Source organism: Planctomycetota bacterium, from assembly GCA_039819165.1.
In the GTDB taxonomy this organism is placed as follows: domain Bacteria; phylum Planctomycetota; class Phycisphaerae; order Phycisphaerales; family UBA1924; genus JAHCJI01.
Genome location: JBCBSM010000001.1, coordinates 2,183,831 through 2,197,622 on the forward strand (window position 1 = coordinate 2,183,831; position 13,792 = coordinate 2,197,622).

At 71.3% G+C, this 13,792-nt stretch carries 14 protein-coding genes; 6 read left to right on the top strand and 8 right to left on the bottom strand.

Annotation, left to right across the window (positions count from 1 at the left end; translation table 11 throughout):
• Window positions 1-2: 2 nt before the first annotated feature.
• Window positions 3-620, bottom strand: a complete 618-nt coding sequence (locus tag AAFX79_09535) for a hypothetical protein (GenBank protein ID MEO1008799.1) — start codon at window positions 618-620, stop codon at window positions 3-5.
• Window positions 621-871: 251 nt separating this feature from the next.
• Between AAFX79_09535 and AAFX79_09540 the strand changes: the two genes are divergently transcribed.
• The gene (locus AAFX79_09540; protein MEO1008800.1) at window positions 872-1,558 is read left to right on the top strand and encodes a UbiX family flavin prenyltransferase; all 687 of its coding nucleotides are present in this window, start codon (window positions 872-874) and stop codon (window positions 1,556-1,558) included.
• On the opposite strand, the gene AAFX79_09545 is transcribed toward AAFX79_09540, so the two are convergent.
• From AAFX79_09545 to AAFX79_09560, 4 genes are all read right to left on the bottom strand, one after another.
• Window positions 1,555-2,796 (bottom strand): Fic family protein, encoded by a 1,242-nt coding sequence (locus AAFX79_09545; protein ID MEO1008801.1) that lies wholly within the window; start codon window positions 2,794-2,796, stop codon window positions 1,555-1,557. The genes AAFX79_09540 and AAFX79_09545 overlap by 4 nt on opposite strands.
• Before the next feature lie 101 nt (window positions 2,797-2,897).
• Window positions 2,898-3,380: a hypothetical protein gene (locus AAFX79_09550; protein MEO1008802.1), complete on the bottom strand. Its 483-nt coding sequence runs from the start codon at window positions 3,378-3,380 to the stop codon at window positions 2,898-2,900.
• Window positions 3,381-3,571: 191 nt separating this feature from the next.
• Window positions 3,572-5,332 (bottom strand): iron ABC transporter permease, encoded by a 1,761-nt coding sequence (locus AAFX79_09555; protein MEO1008803.1) that lies wholly within the window; start codon window positions 5,330-5,332, stop codon window positions 3,572-3,574.
• 1 nt (window position 5,333) lies between these two features.
• Window positions 5,334-6,572 carry a pitrilysin family protein gene (locus tag AAFX79_09560; GenBank protein MEO1008804.1) on the bottom strand — a complete coding sequence of 413 codons (1,239 nt, stop codon included), beginning with the start codon at window positions 6,570-6,572 and terminating at the stop codon, window positions 5,334-5,336.
• A 166-nt stretch (window positions 6,573-6,738) separates the two neighbouring features.
• Here AAFX79_09560 and AAFX79_09565 point away from each other — a divergent pair, with 166 nt between their 5' ends.
• The 5 genes from AAFX79_09565 (at window position 6,739) to AAFX79_09585 (ending at window position 11,373) form a co-directional block, all read left to right on the top strand.
• Window positions 6,739-7,512 (top strand): hypothetical protein, encoded by a 774-nt coding sequence (locus AAFX79_09565; GenBank protein ID MEO1008805.1) that lies wholly within the window; start codon window positions 6,739-6,741, stop codon window positions 7,510-7,512.
• Window positions 7,513-7,838: 326 nt separating this feature from the next.
• On the top strand, window positions 7,839-8,228 hold the full coding sequence (locus AAFX79_09570) for a hypothetical protein (GenBank protein MEO1008806.1): 390 nt from the start codon (window positions 7,839-7,841) through the stop codon (window positions 8,226-8,228).
• A 134-nt stretch (window positions 8,229-8,362) separates the two neighbouring features.
• The gene (locus AAFX79_09575) at window positions 8,363-8,998 is read left to right on the top strand and encodes a hypothetical protein (protein ID MEO1008807.1); all 636 of its coding nucleotides are present in this window, start codon (window positions 8,363-8,365) and stop codon (window positions 8,996-8,998) included.
• Complete coding sequence (locus AAFX79_09580) at window positions 8,991-10,232, top strand: amidohydrolase family protein (GenBank protein MEO1008808.1); 1,242 nt, start codon at window positions 8,991-8,993, stop codon at window positions 10,230-10,232. The genes AAFX79_09575 and AAFX79_09580 overlap by 8 nt, the downstream gene beginning before the upstream one ends.
• Window positions 10,233-10,524: 292 nt before the next feature.
• The gene (locus AAFX79_09585) at window positions 10,525-11,373 is read left to right on the top strand and encodes a phenylalanine 4-monooxygenase (protein ID MEO1008809.1); all 849 of its coding nucleotides are present in this window, start codon (window positions 10,525-10,527) and stop codon (window positions 11,371-11,373) included.
• 90 nt (window positions 11,374-11,463) lie between these two features.
• On the opposite strand, the gene AAFX79_09590 is transcribed toward AAFX79_09585, so the two are convergent.
• The 3 genes from AAFX79_09590 to AAFX79_09600 all read right to left on the bottom strand — a co-directional run bounded on the left by AAFX79_09590 (window position 11,464) and on the right by AAFX79_09600 (window position 13,746).
• Window positions 11,464-11,994, bottom strand: a complete 531-nt coding sequence (locus AAFX79_09590) for a DinB family protein (protein ID MEO1008810.1) — start codon at window positions 11,992-11,994, stop codon at window positions 11,464-11,466.
• Between the two features lie 46 nt (window positions 11,995-12,040).
• Window positions 12,041-13,159, bottom strand: coding sequence for a GC-type dockerin domain-anchored protein (locus AAFX79_09595; protein MEO1008811.1), 1,119 nt, complete (start codon window positions 13,157-13,159; stop codon window positions 12,041-12,043).
• A gap of 62 nt (window positions 13,160-13,221) precedes the next feature.
• Window positions 13,222-13,746, bottom strand: a complete 525-nt coding sequence (locus AAFX79_09600; GenBank protein MEO1008812.1) for a hypothetical protein — start codon at window positions 13,744-13,746, stop codon at window positions 13,222-13,224.
• Window positions 13,747-13,792: the final 46 nt, after the last annotated feature.

A 13,792-nucleotide genomic window follows, 5' to 3' on the forward strand; every position in this document is an offset into this window, starting at 1 on the left:
GCTCAGCCGCCGTCGGACTGCTCGGTCGGCGGGTCGACCGCGAGGTCGGGCTCCGCCTCGGCCGACGCGTCGCCCTCCGCGCCCGCGAAGCTCAGCGGCGGCACCGGGGTCACGCCCGGGGAGTACTCCTGGATCCACGTCACCCGCCAGGGCCGCACGCCGCCCTCCAGGCGGACCTCGAAGCCCTGGTAGGCCTCGGCCAGGCCCAGCTCGCTCGCGTCCAGCTCGCCCGCGCCGAACACCGGACGCAGCACGTCGACCTCGGCGCGGCCCGCGCGGACCCGCACCCCCGCCACGTGGTACACCGGCAGGTCGGTCCGATCGACCGTCAGCGGCACGACGATGTTCGTCACGCCCGGCTCGTCCATGATCCGCTCGGCCATCCGGCGGTAGACCGGGTCGGTCACAAGGTCCGTCGGCACGCTGATGGCCACCGGCTGCTGCTCGCCGCCCTCGGGCCCGGCCCGCGCGATCACCCGGGCCAGCGCCAGCTCCATGCTGCGGATGGCCGGGGCGCTGTTGCGGTTGGGCGTCGCGCTGCCGGATTGCTGCGGCCAGGTGTCCCAGCCGGCGCAGCCCGCCAGATGCCCGGTCGCAAGCACCGCCAGGAGAACAGACATCGCCGCCGCCGGCACGCGTGCTGCCAGATTCCCCGCCCCGATCCGCGTTCGCCCGATGCTCGTCCGTGCCGCCACGATGGCCTCCCGTTGCAGGGGCTACCAATGCTCCGTGGGCGGTGCAGGTGGACCGCCCCACGCCAACCGCCGATGTCCTGGCGGATCGGCGGACAGTGTATTCGGGCCGCCCCGCGCCCGGGGCCAGGGCCCCATCGGCCCGCCCCTGCGTCCCGCAAGCCCACCGGAGAGCCCGCGTGCCCGTGTTCCCCCACGCCAGCCCCGATGCCGCCGCGAGCACCGCCGCCGCCGGAAGGCGGTTCGTGCTGGGCATCTCGGGCGCCTCCGGCGCCTGGTACGCGCTGCGGTTCCTCGAGCAGCTGCTGCTGGCCGGCGCGGAAGTGCACGCGGTCGTCAGCTCGTACGGCCAGCGGCTGCTCTACGACGAGTCGGGCATCAAGAAGGTGAGCTTCGACGACCTGCTGCCGCATCTGTCCCAGCACCCGGGCGCCCAGGCCATGCGCGACCGGCTGATCTGCCACCCCAACAAGGACGTGGGCGCCGTGATCGCCAGCGGCAGCTTCCTGCACGACGGCATGGTGGTGCTGCCCTGCTCGAGCACGAGCCTGGGTGCCATCGCCACGGGCAGCGGCAGCAACCTGCTCTGCCGCGCCGCGATGGTCACCCTCAAGGAGCGCCGCCCGCTGGTCATCTGCCACCGCGAGAGCCCGCTGAGCCTCGTGGACATCGAGAACATGCGGACGCTGGCGCTCGCCGGCGCGATCAACTGCCCGACCAACCCCGGTCTCTACCTTCGCCCCCAGACCGTCGGCGAGATCATCGACTTCGTCGCCGGCAAGGCCCTCGACCTGCTGGGCGTCGAGCACGCACTCAAGATCCGCTGGGAGGACGCGAGCGGCGGCGGCGAGGGGGAGAGCGACTAGGGCGTTGCGCCCGCGTCGTCCTCCACGATCCCCAGCACCACCGGCGCGTACCACGTCTTGCCGTAGGCCACCTCCTCGGTCAGCCGCAGGATGCCCAGCTCCTCGAAGAACTCGATGTCCTTGCGTGCGGTCGGGTTGCTCACCCCGAGCAGCGTCTCGACCCGCTTGGCCGACACCACGGGCTGCTCGAACAAGTAGTCCAGCAGCGTCGCGTGGCGGGCCTGGGCCTCGTGCGCCCGCAGCCGCTCGGCGTACTCGCGGTGCAGCGCGACGATCCGCTCGGCCAGCGAGCGCGTCTGGGCCGCACCACGGGCGACGGCCTCGGCGAAGAAGCGGATCCAGCCCGCCCAGTCGCCGTCGGCGCTGACGGCGAACAGCCGATCGACGTACTCCTGCCGGCGGGCCTGTAGATCGGCGCTCACCGAGACGATCGGCAGTTCCAGCAGCCCTCGGCGGCACAGCTGGTGGAGGATGAGCGCCCGGCCGATGCGGCCGTTGCCGTCCCGAAACGGGTGGATGGTCTCGAACTGGTAGTGCTCGAGAGCGACGCACGCGATGCCCGGGATGTCCGCCCAGGTGCTGGTGGCGAACCGACCGAGGGCGTCCATCGCCGGTCCGACGTGCTCGGGCGGAGGCGGCACGAAGCGGGCCTTGTCCGGCCACCTGGGCGACCCGATGTACACCGGACCGTCGCGGTACTCGCCGGGCCTCTTGTCGCCGCCGCGGACGCCCACGAGCAGCTCGCGGTGCATGTCGCCGAGCAGCTCGGGGCCGAAGGGCTCGTTGGACTCCCAGGCGAAGCGGACGGCCTTGACGGCGTTCCAGGCCTCCAGGCCGGGGTTCGCGCCCTCGCCCGCCTCACCGCTGGCGCCGGCGAGCACCATGTCGAGGGCCGTGGTCTCGATACCCTCGATCTGGCTGGACAGCCGCGCCTCGCGGAGCCACAGCCCGTGCCGCAGGATGTCGGTGCTGGGCACCGCGTGCAGCAGCCCGTTGACTCGCGACAGCGCATTGCCCGCGGCGTCCAGCTCGTCGAACAGCTCGGCCTTGATCGCCCGCCAGTCGAGATCGGGCGGCAGCGGATCGGGCACGAAGCCGACCGATACGATCCGATCCCGTACGGGCTCCCCCAGCGGCCCCAGCCCCCGCTTTGAGAGCGTCACGGGCTCGAGCCGGCCCGGGCTGGCGTCCGAGAACCGCTCGCGGACCATCAAGGGCCGTTTTGGATCGGGATCCATGATTTAAAGCATATCGGCTCTTGCTTTAAAAGTGTCGACCCGATTGAAAACGGCCTTGGAAACCCGCGGGACGGCCCCAGACGCGTGATTCGCTGCGCGGGCTACCCGCCGATGGTGATCTCGAACTGCTTCTCGAGCTCGTCGGGGTCGCCCACGTTCCAGCCCGCGAGGGTGCCGTCGATGAAGCGGAAGTAGACCGGCTGGTCCTCAATGTAGCCGTAGCTGCTGGTGCCGAAGCGGTAGACGCGGCGGTCGCGGACCTCGTAGAGCTGGACCTGCGAGCCGGCGTCCATCTCGCGGGAGTCGCGGAAGATGGCCTCGGGGAAGACGTGGCGGAACTCGTCGACGGTGGTCTCGGGGCCCAGCAGCGAGACGCGCTCGATCTCGGCCACGCCGAAGCCCGGCACGTCGGCCTGCGAGCGGACGACGATGGCGTCGCTCCGCTCGTGCACGCCGAGGCGGACGCGGTCCTCGTTCTTCTTGCCAGCGGTGTTGCCGATGGCCACGACGCAGCCCGCGGAGCCCAGGCTGATGGCGGCGAGGGCGGCGATCGAGGCCGCACGCGTGATTCGGGAGGGGAGCATCTCGGGTCCTTTCTCGTTCGGGCCGGTCTTTCGGGCCGTGCAACGCGAGACGGTCCGCGCGGCCCCCGGCGGGTTCTCCTGACCTTCTTAGGGAATACTAACCCCGGCGTTGCACCGTGACGCTCCGTCGGGCCGCGACGGGGTCGATCATGATTTTCAAGTCTTGAATTTGCAGAGCTTTAGGATGCTATCTACACACGGAAGATCGCGCCAAGCTTGCGCCCAAGGAGGATGCTCGCGCCCACGAGGGTGACCGTGAGCAGGGCCATGCCCCACACGCCCATGGCGCTGGCGATGTACGGGCCGTCGCCCTGGCGGTTGGTGAAGGCGTAGATCGCCCGGGTGATCGGCCAGTCGTCCTGCTTCTGGGCGAGGATGAGCGAGTCGGACACCTCGAGCATGCTAAAGGCGAACACGAGCAGCCCGCCGGCGATGATGTTGGCCAGGATCAGCGGGATGGTGATGCTGCGGATGGCGCGGAGCCGCGTGGCGCCGTGGATCATCGCGGCCTCCTCGAGCTCCTCGCTGGTCTGCTCCAGCCCCGCAACGACCGACCGCACGATGTAGGGCAGCCGGCGGACGGCGTAGGCCAGCACCAGCAGCGGGATGGGGTTGGGATCGACGCCGATGACCGAGACCACGCCCTCGAGGGGCGCGCCGATGCCCGTGCCGCCCAGCTCGCCGCGGAAGGGCCACGCCAGGCTCATCGCCACGAAGCCGAACGCCATGACCAGCCCGGGCACCGCCAGCGGCAGCATGCACAGCGTGTCGAGCACGCTCCGCCCCAGCACCCGCGTCCGCACCAGGATGTAGCCCACGACGATGCCGATGCTGACGCACAGCACGACCGCCATGGCCGAGTAAACCAGGCTGTTGGTGATGGATCGCAGCGCGGTGTCGCCACCCAGCGCCACGCCGTAGTGCGCCAGCGTCCACGAGGTGGGCAGCGCCGTCTGGTACCACTGGCCCACGCCGCTGACGCTGACGAGCACGACGCCGATGTGCGGCGCGACGGCCAGCACCGTCACCACCAGGAACAGCAGCGTCGCGGCCCAGCCCCGCGCGCCGCGGAGGGGCACCTCGCTGGAGGCCCGCGTCGCCCGCGTCTGGAGCGCGTAGCCCCGCCGGCCGAAGAGCACCTTGCCCAGCGCGTACGCCGCCAGCGAGGCCGCGAGCATCACGAAGGTCAACGCATAGGGCTGGCGGGACTGCTCGACCTCGGATAGCCCCTTGAAGATCTGGACGGCCGTCACGCGGTCGTAGTCGAAGATCAGCGGCGTGCCCAGCTCGGTGAAGGCCCAGATGAAGACGATGGTGCCACCCGCGAACAGGCCCGGGCGGATCAGCGGCAGCGTCACCCGCGTGAACCGCCGCCACGGGCCAGCGCCGAGGTTCTCGGCCGCCTCGTTCATGGCGGGATCGAGGTTGGCCAGCGCCGCCGTCGCGTTGAGGTACAGGATGGGATAGAGGTGCAGCGCCTGCACCACGATGACGCCGATCGCCTTGGCATCGCCCAGCACGTCGAATTCGGTGCCCAGGAGGCTGTTGAGCATGCCCTCCCGGCCGACGATCGCCCGGAAGCCGATGGCCCCGACGAAGGGCGGCAGGATGAGCGGCACGAGGATGGCGCTGCTGAACAGGCCCTTGAGCGGGAAGCGGTGCCGCGCGGCCAGCAGCGCCAGCGGCAGGGCGATCGCGGCGCTCAGCAGCGTGGTGAACACCGCGATCCAGAAGGCGTTGAACAGCCCCTCGCGGGTCACCGGATCGCGGAACACGCGGGCCACGTGCGCCAGCGTCCACGCGTCTCCGCTGAGCACGCCCGCGCCGGTGTCGGCCTCGAACCCGCCTCGGATCGTCAGCCCGATGGGGTAGAGCAGCGCCACCGCCAGGAAGGCGATGAGCGCGAGCGCGAGGGCCTGCTCGCCCGCGCGGCGGAGGGTCAGCGCGTGCACGTCACGCCCCGGCCGCCACGGGCGTGGGCCCGAGCGTCAGCACCGTCTGCCGTCCGCGGTCGAAGCCGGCCAGGTGGGCCCGCAGCTCGTCGAGCGTCACCCGCTCGATCTCGGCGACGCGTTCCTCGAGCGTGCGGCAGCGGCCGAGCTTGCGGTAGTCGTTGGCGAGCGCCGCGGCGCGGGCCCCCGTGCTCTCGCCGCCGAAGACCAGCCGGCTCTTCAGCCCGATGCGGGCGCGGGCGAACTCCTCGGGCGTCGGCGCGCCCGCGTCGGTGGCGATGCGGTCCAGCTCGGCCTGGAGCACCTCGAGCGATTCGGCCGCGCGCTCGGGCGTGGTGCCCACGTAGGCGGTCAGCCAGCCCTCGGGCGTCTCGGGGGTGTAGCCCGCGCTGACGGCGTAGCAGAGCCCCCGCTTCTCGCGGACCTCGGTGAACAGACGCCCCGACATCCCGCCCGACAGCACGCCGGCCGCCAGCCGCTCGCAGGCAGCGGCGCTGGTCCCGTCGGCGGGCGCATCCCGCATCAGGTAGACCTGCACCTGGGCGCCGCCATCCTCTATATGCGACGCGCCCCGCGGGCCATCCTGGCCGGGCGGCGGCGGCTCCGCATCGCCCGCCCAGCCCTCGGTCGCGGCGTCGAGTGCCCGCTCGGCCCGATCGGCGTCGACGTCGCCCGCCAGCGCGATGATGCTGCCCCCCGGCACGTACCTCGCCCGATGGAACGCAACCGCGTCGCCGTGCGTGGCGGCGCGGAGGCCCTCGAGCGTGCCCAGCGTTGATCGGCCGAACGCCTCCGGCAGGTGGCGGGCGGCGACCTCGATGCTCGCCCGCATCTGCGGGTCGTCGGCCAGCCCCTCCACGTCCTGGATCGCCAGGCTCTGCGCGGGCGCGAAGTCGGCGGCGTCCAGGGCCGGCCGCAGCAGCGCATCGGCCAGCAACGGGACGGCGTGCTCCAGGTCCGCGCCCACGAAGGTCGCCGAGAGCCGGCTGGTCCGCACGCCGGCGTCGACGGATCGCTCCACGCCCGCGCGATCGAGGGCGTCGGCCTGGGCCCGCGAGTCCCGCCCGCCCGCGCCACGCTGGACCAGCTCCGCGACGATGCCCGCGATGCCCAGGCGATCCTCGGGCTCGGCCGACACGCCGGCGGGCAGCACCCAGTTGAGCGCACACGAGCGCACGCCGGCCATCGGCTGCACGAGCAGCGTGGCGCCGCAGGCGAGATCTCGGACCTCGATGGCCATCGGTGGGCGCAGTTTAGCGGACTCGACATCCGCCGGCGGGCGCCCCACGACTCGCCCGATCCGCCCAGCCGCACGCCCCGGGCCCATCCGCGACCCGCGGGCCGCACCCCGCCGTGTCGTCCGCCGAAGACGAGGTGGCACCATGCAGCAGCGGCACGGACAAGGCATGCGACGCATCGTGGACGCCCTGGCGATGGGGCTCTGCGTCGTCGTGCTCGTGCTCGCGCTCGTCGGCTGGGCCCGCACCGACACCACCGCGACGCGGTCGGCCCAGACGCTGCTCGCACTCGATCGCTTCCACACCGTGCTCAAGCTGCAGGCCAACACGCCGGGCGTGGAGGTCAACGGCCGCGGGTGGCCCATCACGGTCGAGGCATGGTGGTTCGGCAAGGAGCCGCCCCGCAACCAACTGCTCAGCGGCGATCGGCCCTGGGTCGAGATCGCACCCATCGAGCACGCCGATCGCATGCATCCGGACGATCCGGTGGCCTTCGATGAGGACGGCGTGAAGCCTGCGAGCTTCTGGTACAACCCATACCGCGGCGTCGTTCGCGCAAGAGTTGCGCCCCAGATCAACGCCGAGGCCACGCTGCTGCTGTACAACGAGGTCAACGACGTGGCATTGGTGTCGCTCTCGCGCGACGCCGAGATGCGGCGCGAGCAGGCGGCGCTCGACGAGGCGTCGCAGCTCCGCGAGATGGCCGACCGCGTGCGCGAGCTGGCCGAAACCACCGGCGCCATCTCCACAAGCGACAGCATGGTGCGCGTGCGTCGCGCAGACGGCGAGGACGACACCGAGGGCGCCGAAACGCCCCCTCAGGCGCCGCAGGGGCCGGTTTCGGACCCATCCGGCGACGGCGACGCGCCGGCCGATACGCCCGCGTCGGGCGGCGAAACGACGGTTGATCCCGAGCCAGCACGCGCGGCGCCGCCGGCGTAGCCGATCACGATCGCGGTGCGCGGCGCGCGTGTGATGGAGGCGCGCCGCACCTCGCACAACGCACTCGAAATGGTGCTCGTGCGCGTTCTTGCGCGCGGCCGACGGGTGCGTCGCAGACGCTCGAGCGCACGTCGCGCGCGTGGTGCGTCATCGCGAATGTCTTCCAAAAAATGTGGATTGCGCGTGAACATCCAGTAGACTACTCAAGCTGCATGGGTAACAGATCCGATACTCGCAGCGCGCGCTAGTCAATGCGGAGTGCCCGGATCGCGAATTCGGCGCGCGTTGTGGAAGGCGACACCGGGCACGAAAGCAGGAGCTCGCTCATGGCGAAGAAAGCCGCGAGGAAGAAGGCCACCCGCCGGAAGGTCGCCAAGAAGGCGACGCGGAAGAAGGCCGCTCGCAAGACCACTCGCAAGGCCGGCGCCCGGCGCACCACGCGGGCCGCCAGCACCCGCAAGAAGGCCGCCAAGAAGACCACTCGCAAGAAGGCGACCCGCAAGAAGGCCGCCAAGAAGACCGCCCGCAAGAAGGCGACCCGCAAGAAGGCCACACGCCGCAAGGTCGCCAAGAAGGCAACCCGCAAGAAGGCGACCCGCAAGAAGGCCGCCAAGAAGACCGCCCGCAAGAAGGCGACCCGCAAGAAGGCCACACGCCGCAAGGTCGCCAAGAAGGCAACCCGCAAGAAGGCCAAGCGCCGCACCGTCCGCCGGTAGGCCGGACCCCGCGAACAGGCCTTCATGAACAGGCCTTCGTGGAACAACCCATGACGACTCGGCGGCGAGCCGGCTAACGCCAGCTCGCCGCTTTGCCGCGCGCCCGGGGCCGCCGCCGCCGCAACAATCCCGCCATGGCGAGCGAGGACACCCACGCGCGGGCGCGGCTGATGGCCCATCTCGACGGCTGGCTTGTCTGCGACGCCGGCGTCGAACGGACCCGCCTGGTCGTGGCCGAGGCGGGCGACGCGGTGGTCCTGCCCCTGCACGCCGACCTGGCCGACGCCGGCGGCTGGTCCTACGCCGCCCCGCAGGAGATGGATCCGGCGATCGAGCTGGCGCTGGTGCCGGAGGAATCCACCGACGCGGGCGAGCCAATCGACGCTCGGGAGATCGAGGCCGACCGCTGGCTGGCCTACCACGGCGAGACCCCGCCCCGCTGCCGGCTCGTCGCGCTCGCCATCGACTTCGCGCGGTTCCGCAGCAATGGCACCACCCACGTCGCGGAGGGCGCGGGCGTGCTCACGGCCAACCCACTTGGGGCCGCGCTGCCCGCACTGTGCGCGCAGCTGAACTTCGACCCCGACCGGCTGCGCGCGGCGTGCGATCGGCTGGCGGGCGTCGCGCCCGAGCGACCCGTCGCCGTCGGCGTCGACGAGCTGGGCGTGCACGTCCGCGCCGCCTTCGACGTGCTGCGGCTTGCCTTCGAGGAGCCGGTGGCCGACGAGGCGCGCGCCCGCGTCGCGATCGAGGCGATGCTCGATGGCTGAGCGACCCGCGCGGCTGCGGGAGGCGCACGCGCACGTCTACGCGCACGGCCGGGCGATGCGGATGGTCCAGCTAGCAGGCTGCCGCAGCGCGTTGGAGATGCTCGATCTCATCCGCGATGGCGTCCGCGCGCAGCGGGGCGCAGTGCTCGCGCACGGCGCACGGCCCGAGGCCTGGGATCCGCCGGGTTGGCCCTCGCTCGACCAGCTGGATGCGGTCTCCGGGGGTGCGCCGGTGGCCGCCTGGTGCTTCGACTATCACGCACTGGTCGCGAGCACGGCCGCGCTCGAGCTCGCCGGATTCCGGAGCGACACGCCCGATACGCCCAACGGACGGATCGGGCGAGACGACCGCGGGCGTCTCACCGGCGTGCTGTACGAGTCGGCGGCCGGCATCGCGTGGGATGCCCTGGAGCCCCGAGAGGTTGGCATCGGCGACCTCACCGAGGCCATGATCGCGCTGCACGCCGCCGGGTTCGCCGAGGTGCACGACCTCAAGTCGCAGGTGGATCTGGGCAGCGCGATGCGCGGCACCGGCCTGAACCAGGCCACCTGGGTGCTGTACCCGCTCGTCGAGGACCTGCCCCGCCTGATCGAATCGCGCGACGAATGGAGCACCGACGCCATCCGCCTGGGAGGCGGCAAGATCTTCGTCGACGGCACGCTCAATTCGCGCACCGCGTGGATGCTGCATCCCTTCGCGGACGGGCACGCGGAGCACCCCAGCGGCATGCGGCTGATGAGCGATGCCCACATCGACGACGCCATCCGCCAATGCGCCGCCCACGGCCTCCAGCTCGCGGCCCACGCCATCGGCGATGCCGCGGTCCGCGCCGTGCTCGACGCCACCGAGCGGGTCCGCCCGCCCCGCGGCGCCGTGCGCATCGAGCACGCCGAGCTGATCGACGCCGCCGACGTGCCCCGCTTCGCCGACCTCGGCGTCCTCGCCAGCGTGCAGCCGTGCCACCTTCTCTACGACATCGAGGCCCTGAGGCGGGCCTGCCCCGATCGCCTCGATCGCGTCCTGCCGCTGCGGGAGCTGATCGACGCCGGCCTGGCGCCGGGGCGGGAGCTGCTCTTCGGCTCGGATACGCCCATCGTGAGGCCGGATCCGGAGGATTCGATCCTGGCGGCGACCCGCCGGGCCCGGGCGGACATGGCCGCGACCGAGGCCATCGCCCCCGCACAAGCGATCTCCGAGGGCGAGGCCTGGGGCTGCTTCGACGCCGATGCCTAGCGGATCCCGACCCCGATCCCGAATCTAGGGTCTACCCCAACAAACTCCGCGGGAAGAACGGCGTATTTAGAACGGTTCCAATAAATGTAGAGGCGCGGAACAGGTCTGGAGGGCGGATCCGGCGACCGCACGCACGCAGCGAACTCTCTCTTTCTCCTTCGGGGGCGGGCCGAACTCCAAGGCGGCTCGCCCCTTTTTCGTGCCGCCGCATCGCGGGCAGCGCAACGCCGTGGCGACGGCCGTGCGGCGTCCGCGAGTATCATGGAATGGTCCACGAACGCGGAGGGTGCGCATGCGCGGCGACATCGAGTACAGCAAGGTCATCGACAGCGACGAGGCCCGCGAGGCCCAGGCAGCCGCCGACAAGGCCCCCTTCCAGCCCTCGGCCGACATCGACACCGAGAAGTTCTACATCACCCAGAACATGGACCTGTACACCGACGAGAACCACGAGGTCTGGCGGACGCTCTTCGGCGAGCGGATGAAGACCCTCGAGCAGCAGGCGTCGACGGTCTTCCTCGACGGGATGCGGGCCATCGGCCTGCCGAGCGACAGCGTGCCCTCGGTCGCCACGATCAACGCCAACCTCGCGGCGCTCACCGGCTGGGCCAGCCGCCCGGTGCCGGGCTACCTGCCGGCCAAGGCCTTCTTCTCGTGCCTGGCGCACCGCCAGTTCCCCACCACGATCACGATCCGGCCCAAGCGGCTGATCAACTACCTGCCCGAGCCGGACATCTTCCACGACATCTTCGGCCACGTGCCGCTGCACGCCGACGACGTGTTCGCCGAGTTCCTGCAGACCTACGGCAAGGCCGCCCTGCACGCCGAGGACCCCGAGCACATCGAGCGGCTGGGCCGGCTGTTCTGGTTCACCGTCGAGTTCGGCCTGATCCGCGAGGGCGGCCGCACCAAGCTCTACGGCAGCGGCCTGATCAGCAGCCTGGGCGAGAGCGAGCACGCGCTGGCGAGCCCCAACGTGGACCGCCGGGACTTCGACCTGGACCTGGTGTGCGAGACGCCCTTCGAGATCGACCACTACCAGCCGATCCTCTACGTGCTGGACAGCTTCGAGCAGCTCCGCGATGCGATGAACGAGTACGCCCAGCGGGTGATGAACGCGCGGAAGGGGCAGGCGGCGTAGCTCTTGACGAACCGTCGTCGTGAGGCGGGAGACAAGCCCGGGATCGTCATCACCGAGTATCCCTGGCCCCACGCTTGCGCGAGGGTTCGTTCAAGGTGCGATCAATTGCCGCCGCACCATCTCCGCCAGCGCCAAGTGATGATCATCGTGATCCGCGAAGAAGACGCACGTATCTACGACCCGCTTCTGCGCGCCGAGTCGCTCGTGCCACGCGCTGCGGGCGAAGAAGTCACGCGGGTAGGCCTCCAGCCGCTCGACCGAGGCTTCGCGCACCCGGCGCACGTCGGCGAGCACGTCCGCCAGCGGCCTCGCGTCGTGGCCGGCCTCCACCGTCCGCGTGTTCTGCATGTCGGCGGCGGGCAACACCGCCGCCCCGGCCTCGTACGCATCGAGACGATCGGCCAGCAGACGCTCTAGGTCGGCCAAGTGCGCTAAGTGCCGCTGGATCGACCAACCTTCCCTGGGCGCCCTGGTCGCCTGCCCGGGCCCGAGCCGCGCCGCCAGCGCGTCGGCCCGCGCCGGCAGCCCGCGGAGGCGCTCGATCACCGCCGGATACAGCTCAGCGGGGAAGTCGAACCGCCAGCGCCGGTACGTCCAGGGCGTGAGGACTTGCCCTCGCATGGCCAGTGATAGGCACCCGGCCCGCGTGCCGCTATGACACCGAATCTCACCCGCACCCATCCCCAAACACGTTCTGAAAAGCCAGGAAGTCGAACAGGTCCAGGTCGCAGTCGCGATCGAAGTCGGCGGCGGCCTGGCCGCGGGCGAAGGCGTTCTGGAATTCGAGGAAGTCGAAGACGTCCAGGATGCCGTCGGCGTTGAGGTCTGCGGGGCATGCGTCGCTCACCGAGATGCGGTAGATCGTGTTGCCGTCGGCCGCCAGCAGGTCGCCGTTGGGCAGGAAGGCCAGCGGGCCGCTGAGTCCGCCGGCGATGCACTCGGCCGACGCGTCGGGGTGCAGCCGCAGCACGGCGCTGCGGTCCGCGTCCGACACCGCCAGGTCGTGGTCGAAGTCGCCCACGCCCGGGGCGGCGGCGATGTGCGTCGGGCGATCGAGCAGCCCGCCGACGGCGAACGGCGACACCACGCCGTCGCGATCGACGAACCACACCGCGGCGCTCCCGGGGTCAACGGCGTACAGGCCGATGCCGAAGTTGCCGCCCGTGGTGAAGTCGATGCCGACGGGCGTGGCGTCGTCGCCCCACACGCCGCCGCCTTCGGTGAAGATGTCCTGCGCGGGGATCGACGGGTCGACGGTGAAGATCAGCGGCGCCTGCCCCGCACGACCCTGGAAGTCCACGACGAAGAGGGCGTCGCCATAGCCGCTGCCGAAGGGCGCGAAGGCGACGCCCGATGGATCGGCCGCGCCGCGTCCGGGGGCGCCGAAGGAGATGGGCGAGCCAACGCCGGTGTCGGCGTCGAGCCGCCAGACCGAGCCGTCGCAGCAGGTGCTGCCGCCGAAGTCGGCGTCGACCACGAAGAGGTCGGTGCCGACGCCGGGGCGGCCGTCGCCCCGCACGACGCCGTCCATGGCGGTGAAGGCCGGCGGCATGGGCAGCAGCGAGACGTCGCCGGTGAGCCCGAGGCGGACGATGACCTCACCGGTCGCCTCCACGCTATGGACGGTGCCGTCGGGCGAGGCGTGCATGTCGGCGATGCTGGCGTAGGGCGGGCCGGCCTCGAAGACCGCCAGCTCGTAGCCTGGTGACGCGGAGGGCTGCGCGTGCGCCGCTGCACACCCGAGGTACAATCCGACACCAACTACCGCGGTGGCCAACCGGTGCATGATGGAGTCCCTCGCCGCGCCTGGAGGGACGATATGCCGGGCCCGCAACGCCCGGCCCGGGCCTAGCCGCACTCGCAGGGCACGTCGGGTGGCTCCTCGATCTGTCCCGCCGCCAGCTTCTCGAGCCATTGGGCGCGGAGATCCCGCTTCAGCCTGCAGCACAGTTCCGCGGCCAACCCGGGAGGAACAAGGCTCGTCGACTGCGCGACGACGGCGTGGAACCACAGCTGCCACCGCGGATCGAATTGGATGGCGCGGAGTCTTCGGAGGATCACGCGGGCCGGCGAAACCGGAATCGGGTCGTCCTTCGCGAATGCACCCTTGAGCGTGGGGGTCGGATCGTCGGGCAGGAGATCACCGATGTTGTCCACCCGCAGCCGCGCCCAGGGATCGATGGGTGTTGGGAAGGGCGGCGGATCAACCCAGTAGCCCGCAAGCCCGAGCCGCAGGGTCTGTACGACGACAAGGGCGTGCAACTCGGGATCGCTCGCCCGGAGCTGATCGAGCCGGCCGGAGAGTTCGTCAGCGCCCAGCCGGGTGGCTCGGGCGTAGGCGTCCGACAGGTTGGCGGTGCCTCGTTCGACCATGATCGTCTCCGATATACCGCGGGGGCCAACGCACGCGGTGGTCTCT

Bases quoted from the DNA above. Each gene is read 5' to 3' on its own strand.
- AAFX79_09565 (MEO1008805.1), top strand. From the start codon at position 6,739: ATGCGACGCATCGTGGACGCCCTGGCGATGGGGCTCTGCGTCGTCGTG.
- AAFX79_09560 (MEO1008804.1), bottom strand. From the start codon at position 6,572: ATGGCCATCGAGGTCCGAGATCTCGCCTGCGGCGCCACGCTGCTCGTG.
- AAFX79_09600 (MEO1008812.1), bottom strand. From the start codon at position 13,746: ATGGTCGAACGAGGCACCGCCAACCTGTCGGACGCCTACGCCCGAGCC.
- AAFX79_09595 (MEO1008811.1), bottom strand. From the start codon at position 13,159: ATGCACCGGTTGGCCACCGCGGTAGTTGGTGTCGGATTGTACCTCGGG.
- AAFX79_09590 (MEO1008810.1), bottom strand. From the start codon at position 11,994: ATGCGAGGGCAAGTCCTCACGCCCTGGACGTACCGGCGCTGGCGGTTC.
- AAFX79_09585 (MEO1008809.1), top strand. From the start codon at position 10,525: ATGCGCGGCGACATCGAGTACAGCAAGGTCATCGACAGCGACGAGGCC.
- AAFX79_09570 (MEO1008806.1), top strand. From the start codon at position 7,839: ATGGCGAAGAAAGCCGCGAGGAAGAAGGCCACCCGCCGGAAGGTCGCC.
- AAFX79_09545 (MEO1008801.1), bottom strand. From the start codon at position 2,796: ATGGATCCCGATCCAAAACGGCCCTTGATGGTCCGCGAGCGGTTCTCG.
- AAFX79_09550 (MEO1008802.1), bottom strand. From the start codon at position 3,380: ATGCTCCCCTCCCGAATCACGCGTGCGGCCTCGATCGCCGCCCTCGCC.
- AAFX79_09575 (MEO1008807.1), top strand. From the start codon at position 8,363: ATGGCGAGCGAGGACACCCACGCGCGGGCGCGGCTGATGGCCCATCTC.
- AAFX79_09535 (MEO1008799.1), bottom strand. From the start codon at position 620: ATGTCTGTTCTCCTGGCGGTGCTTGCGACCGGGCATCTGGCGGGCTGC.
- AAFX79_09580 (MEO1008808.1), top strand. From the start codon at position 8,991: ATGGCTGAGCGACCCGCGCGGCTGCGGGAGGCGCACGCGCACGTCTAC.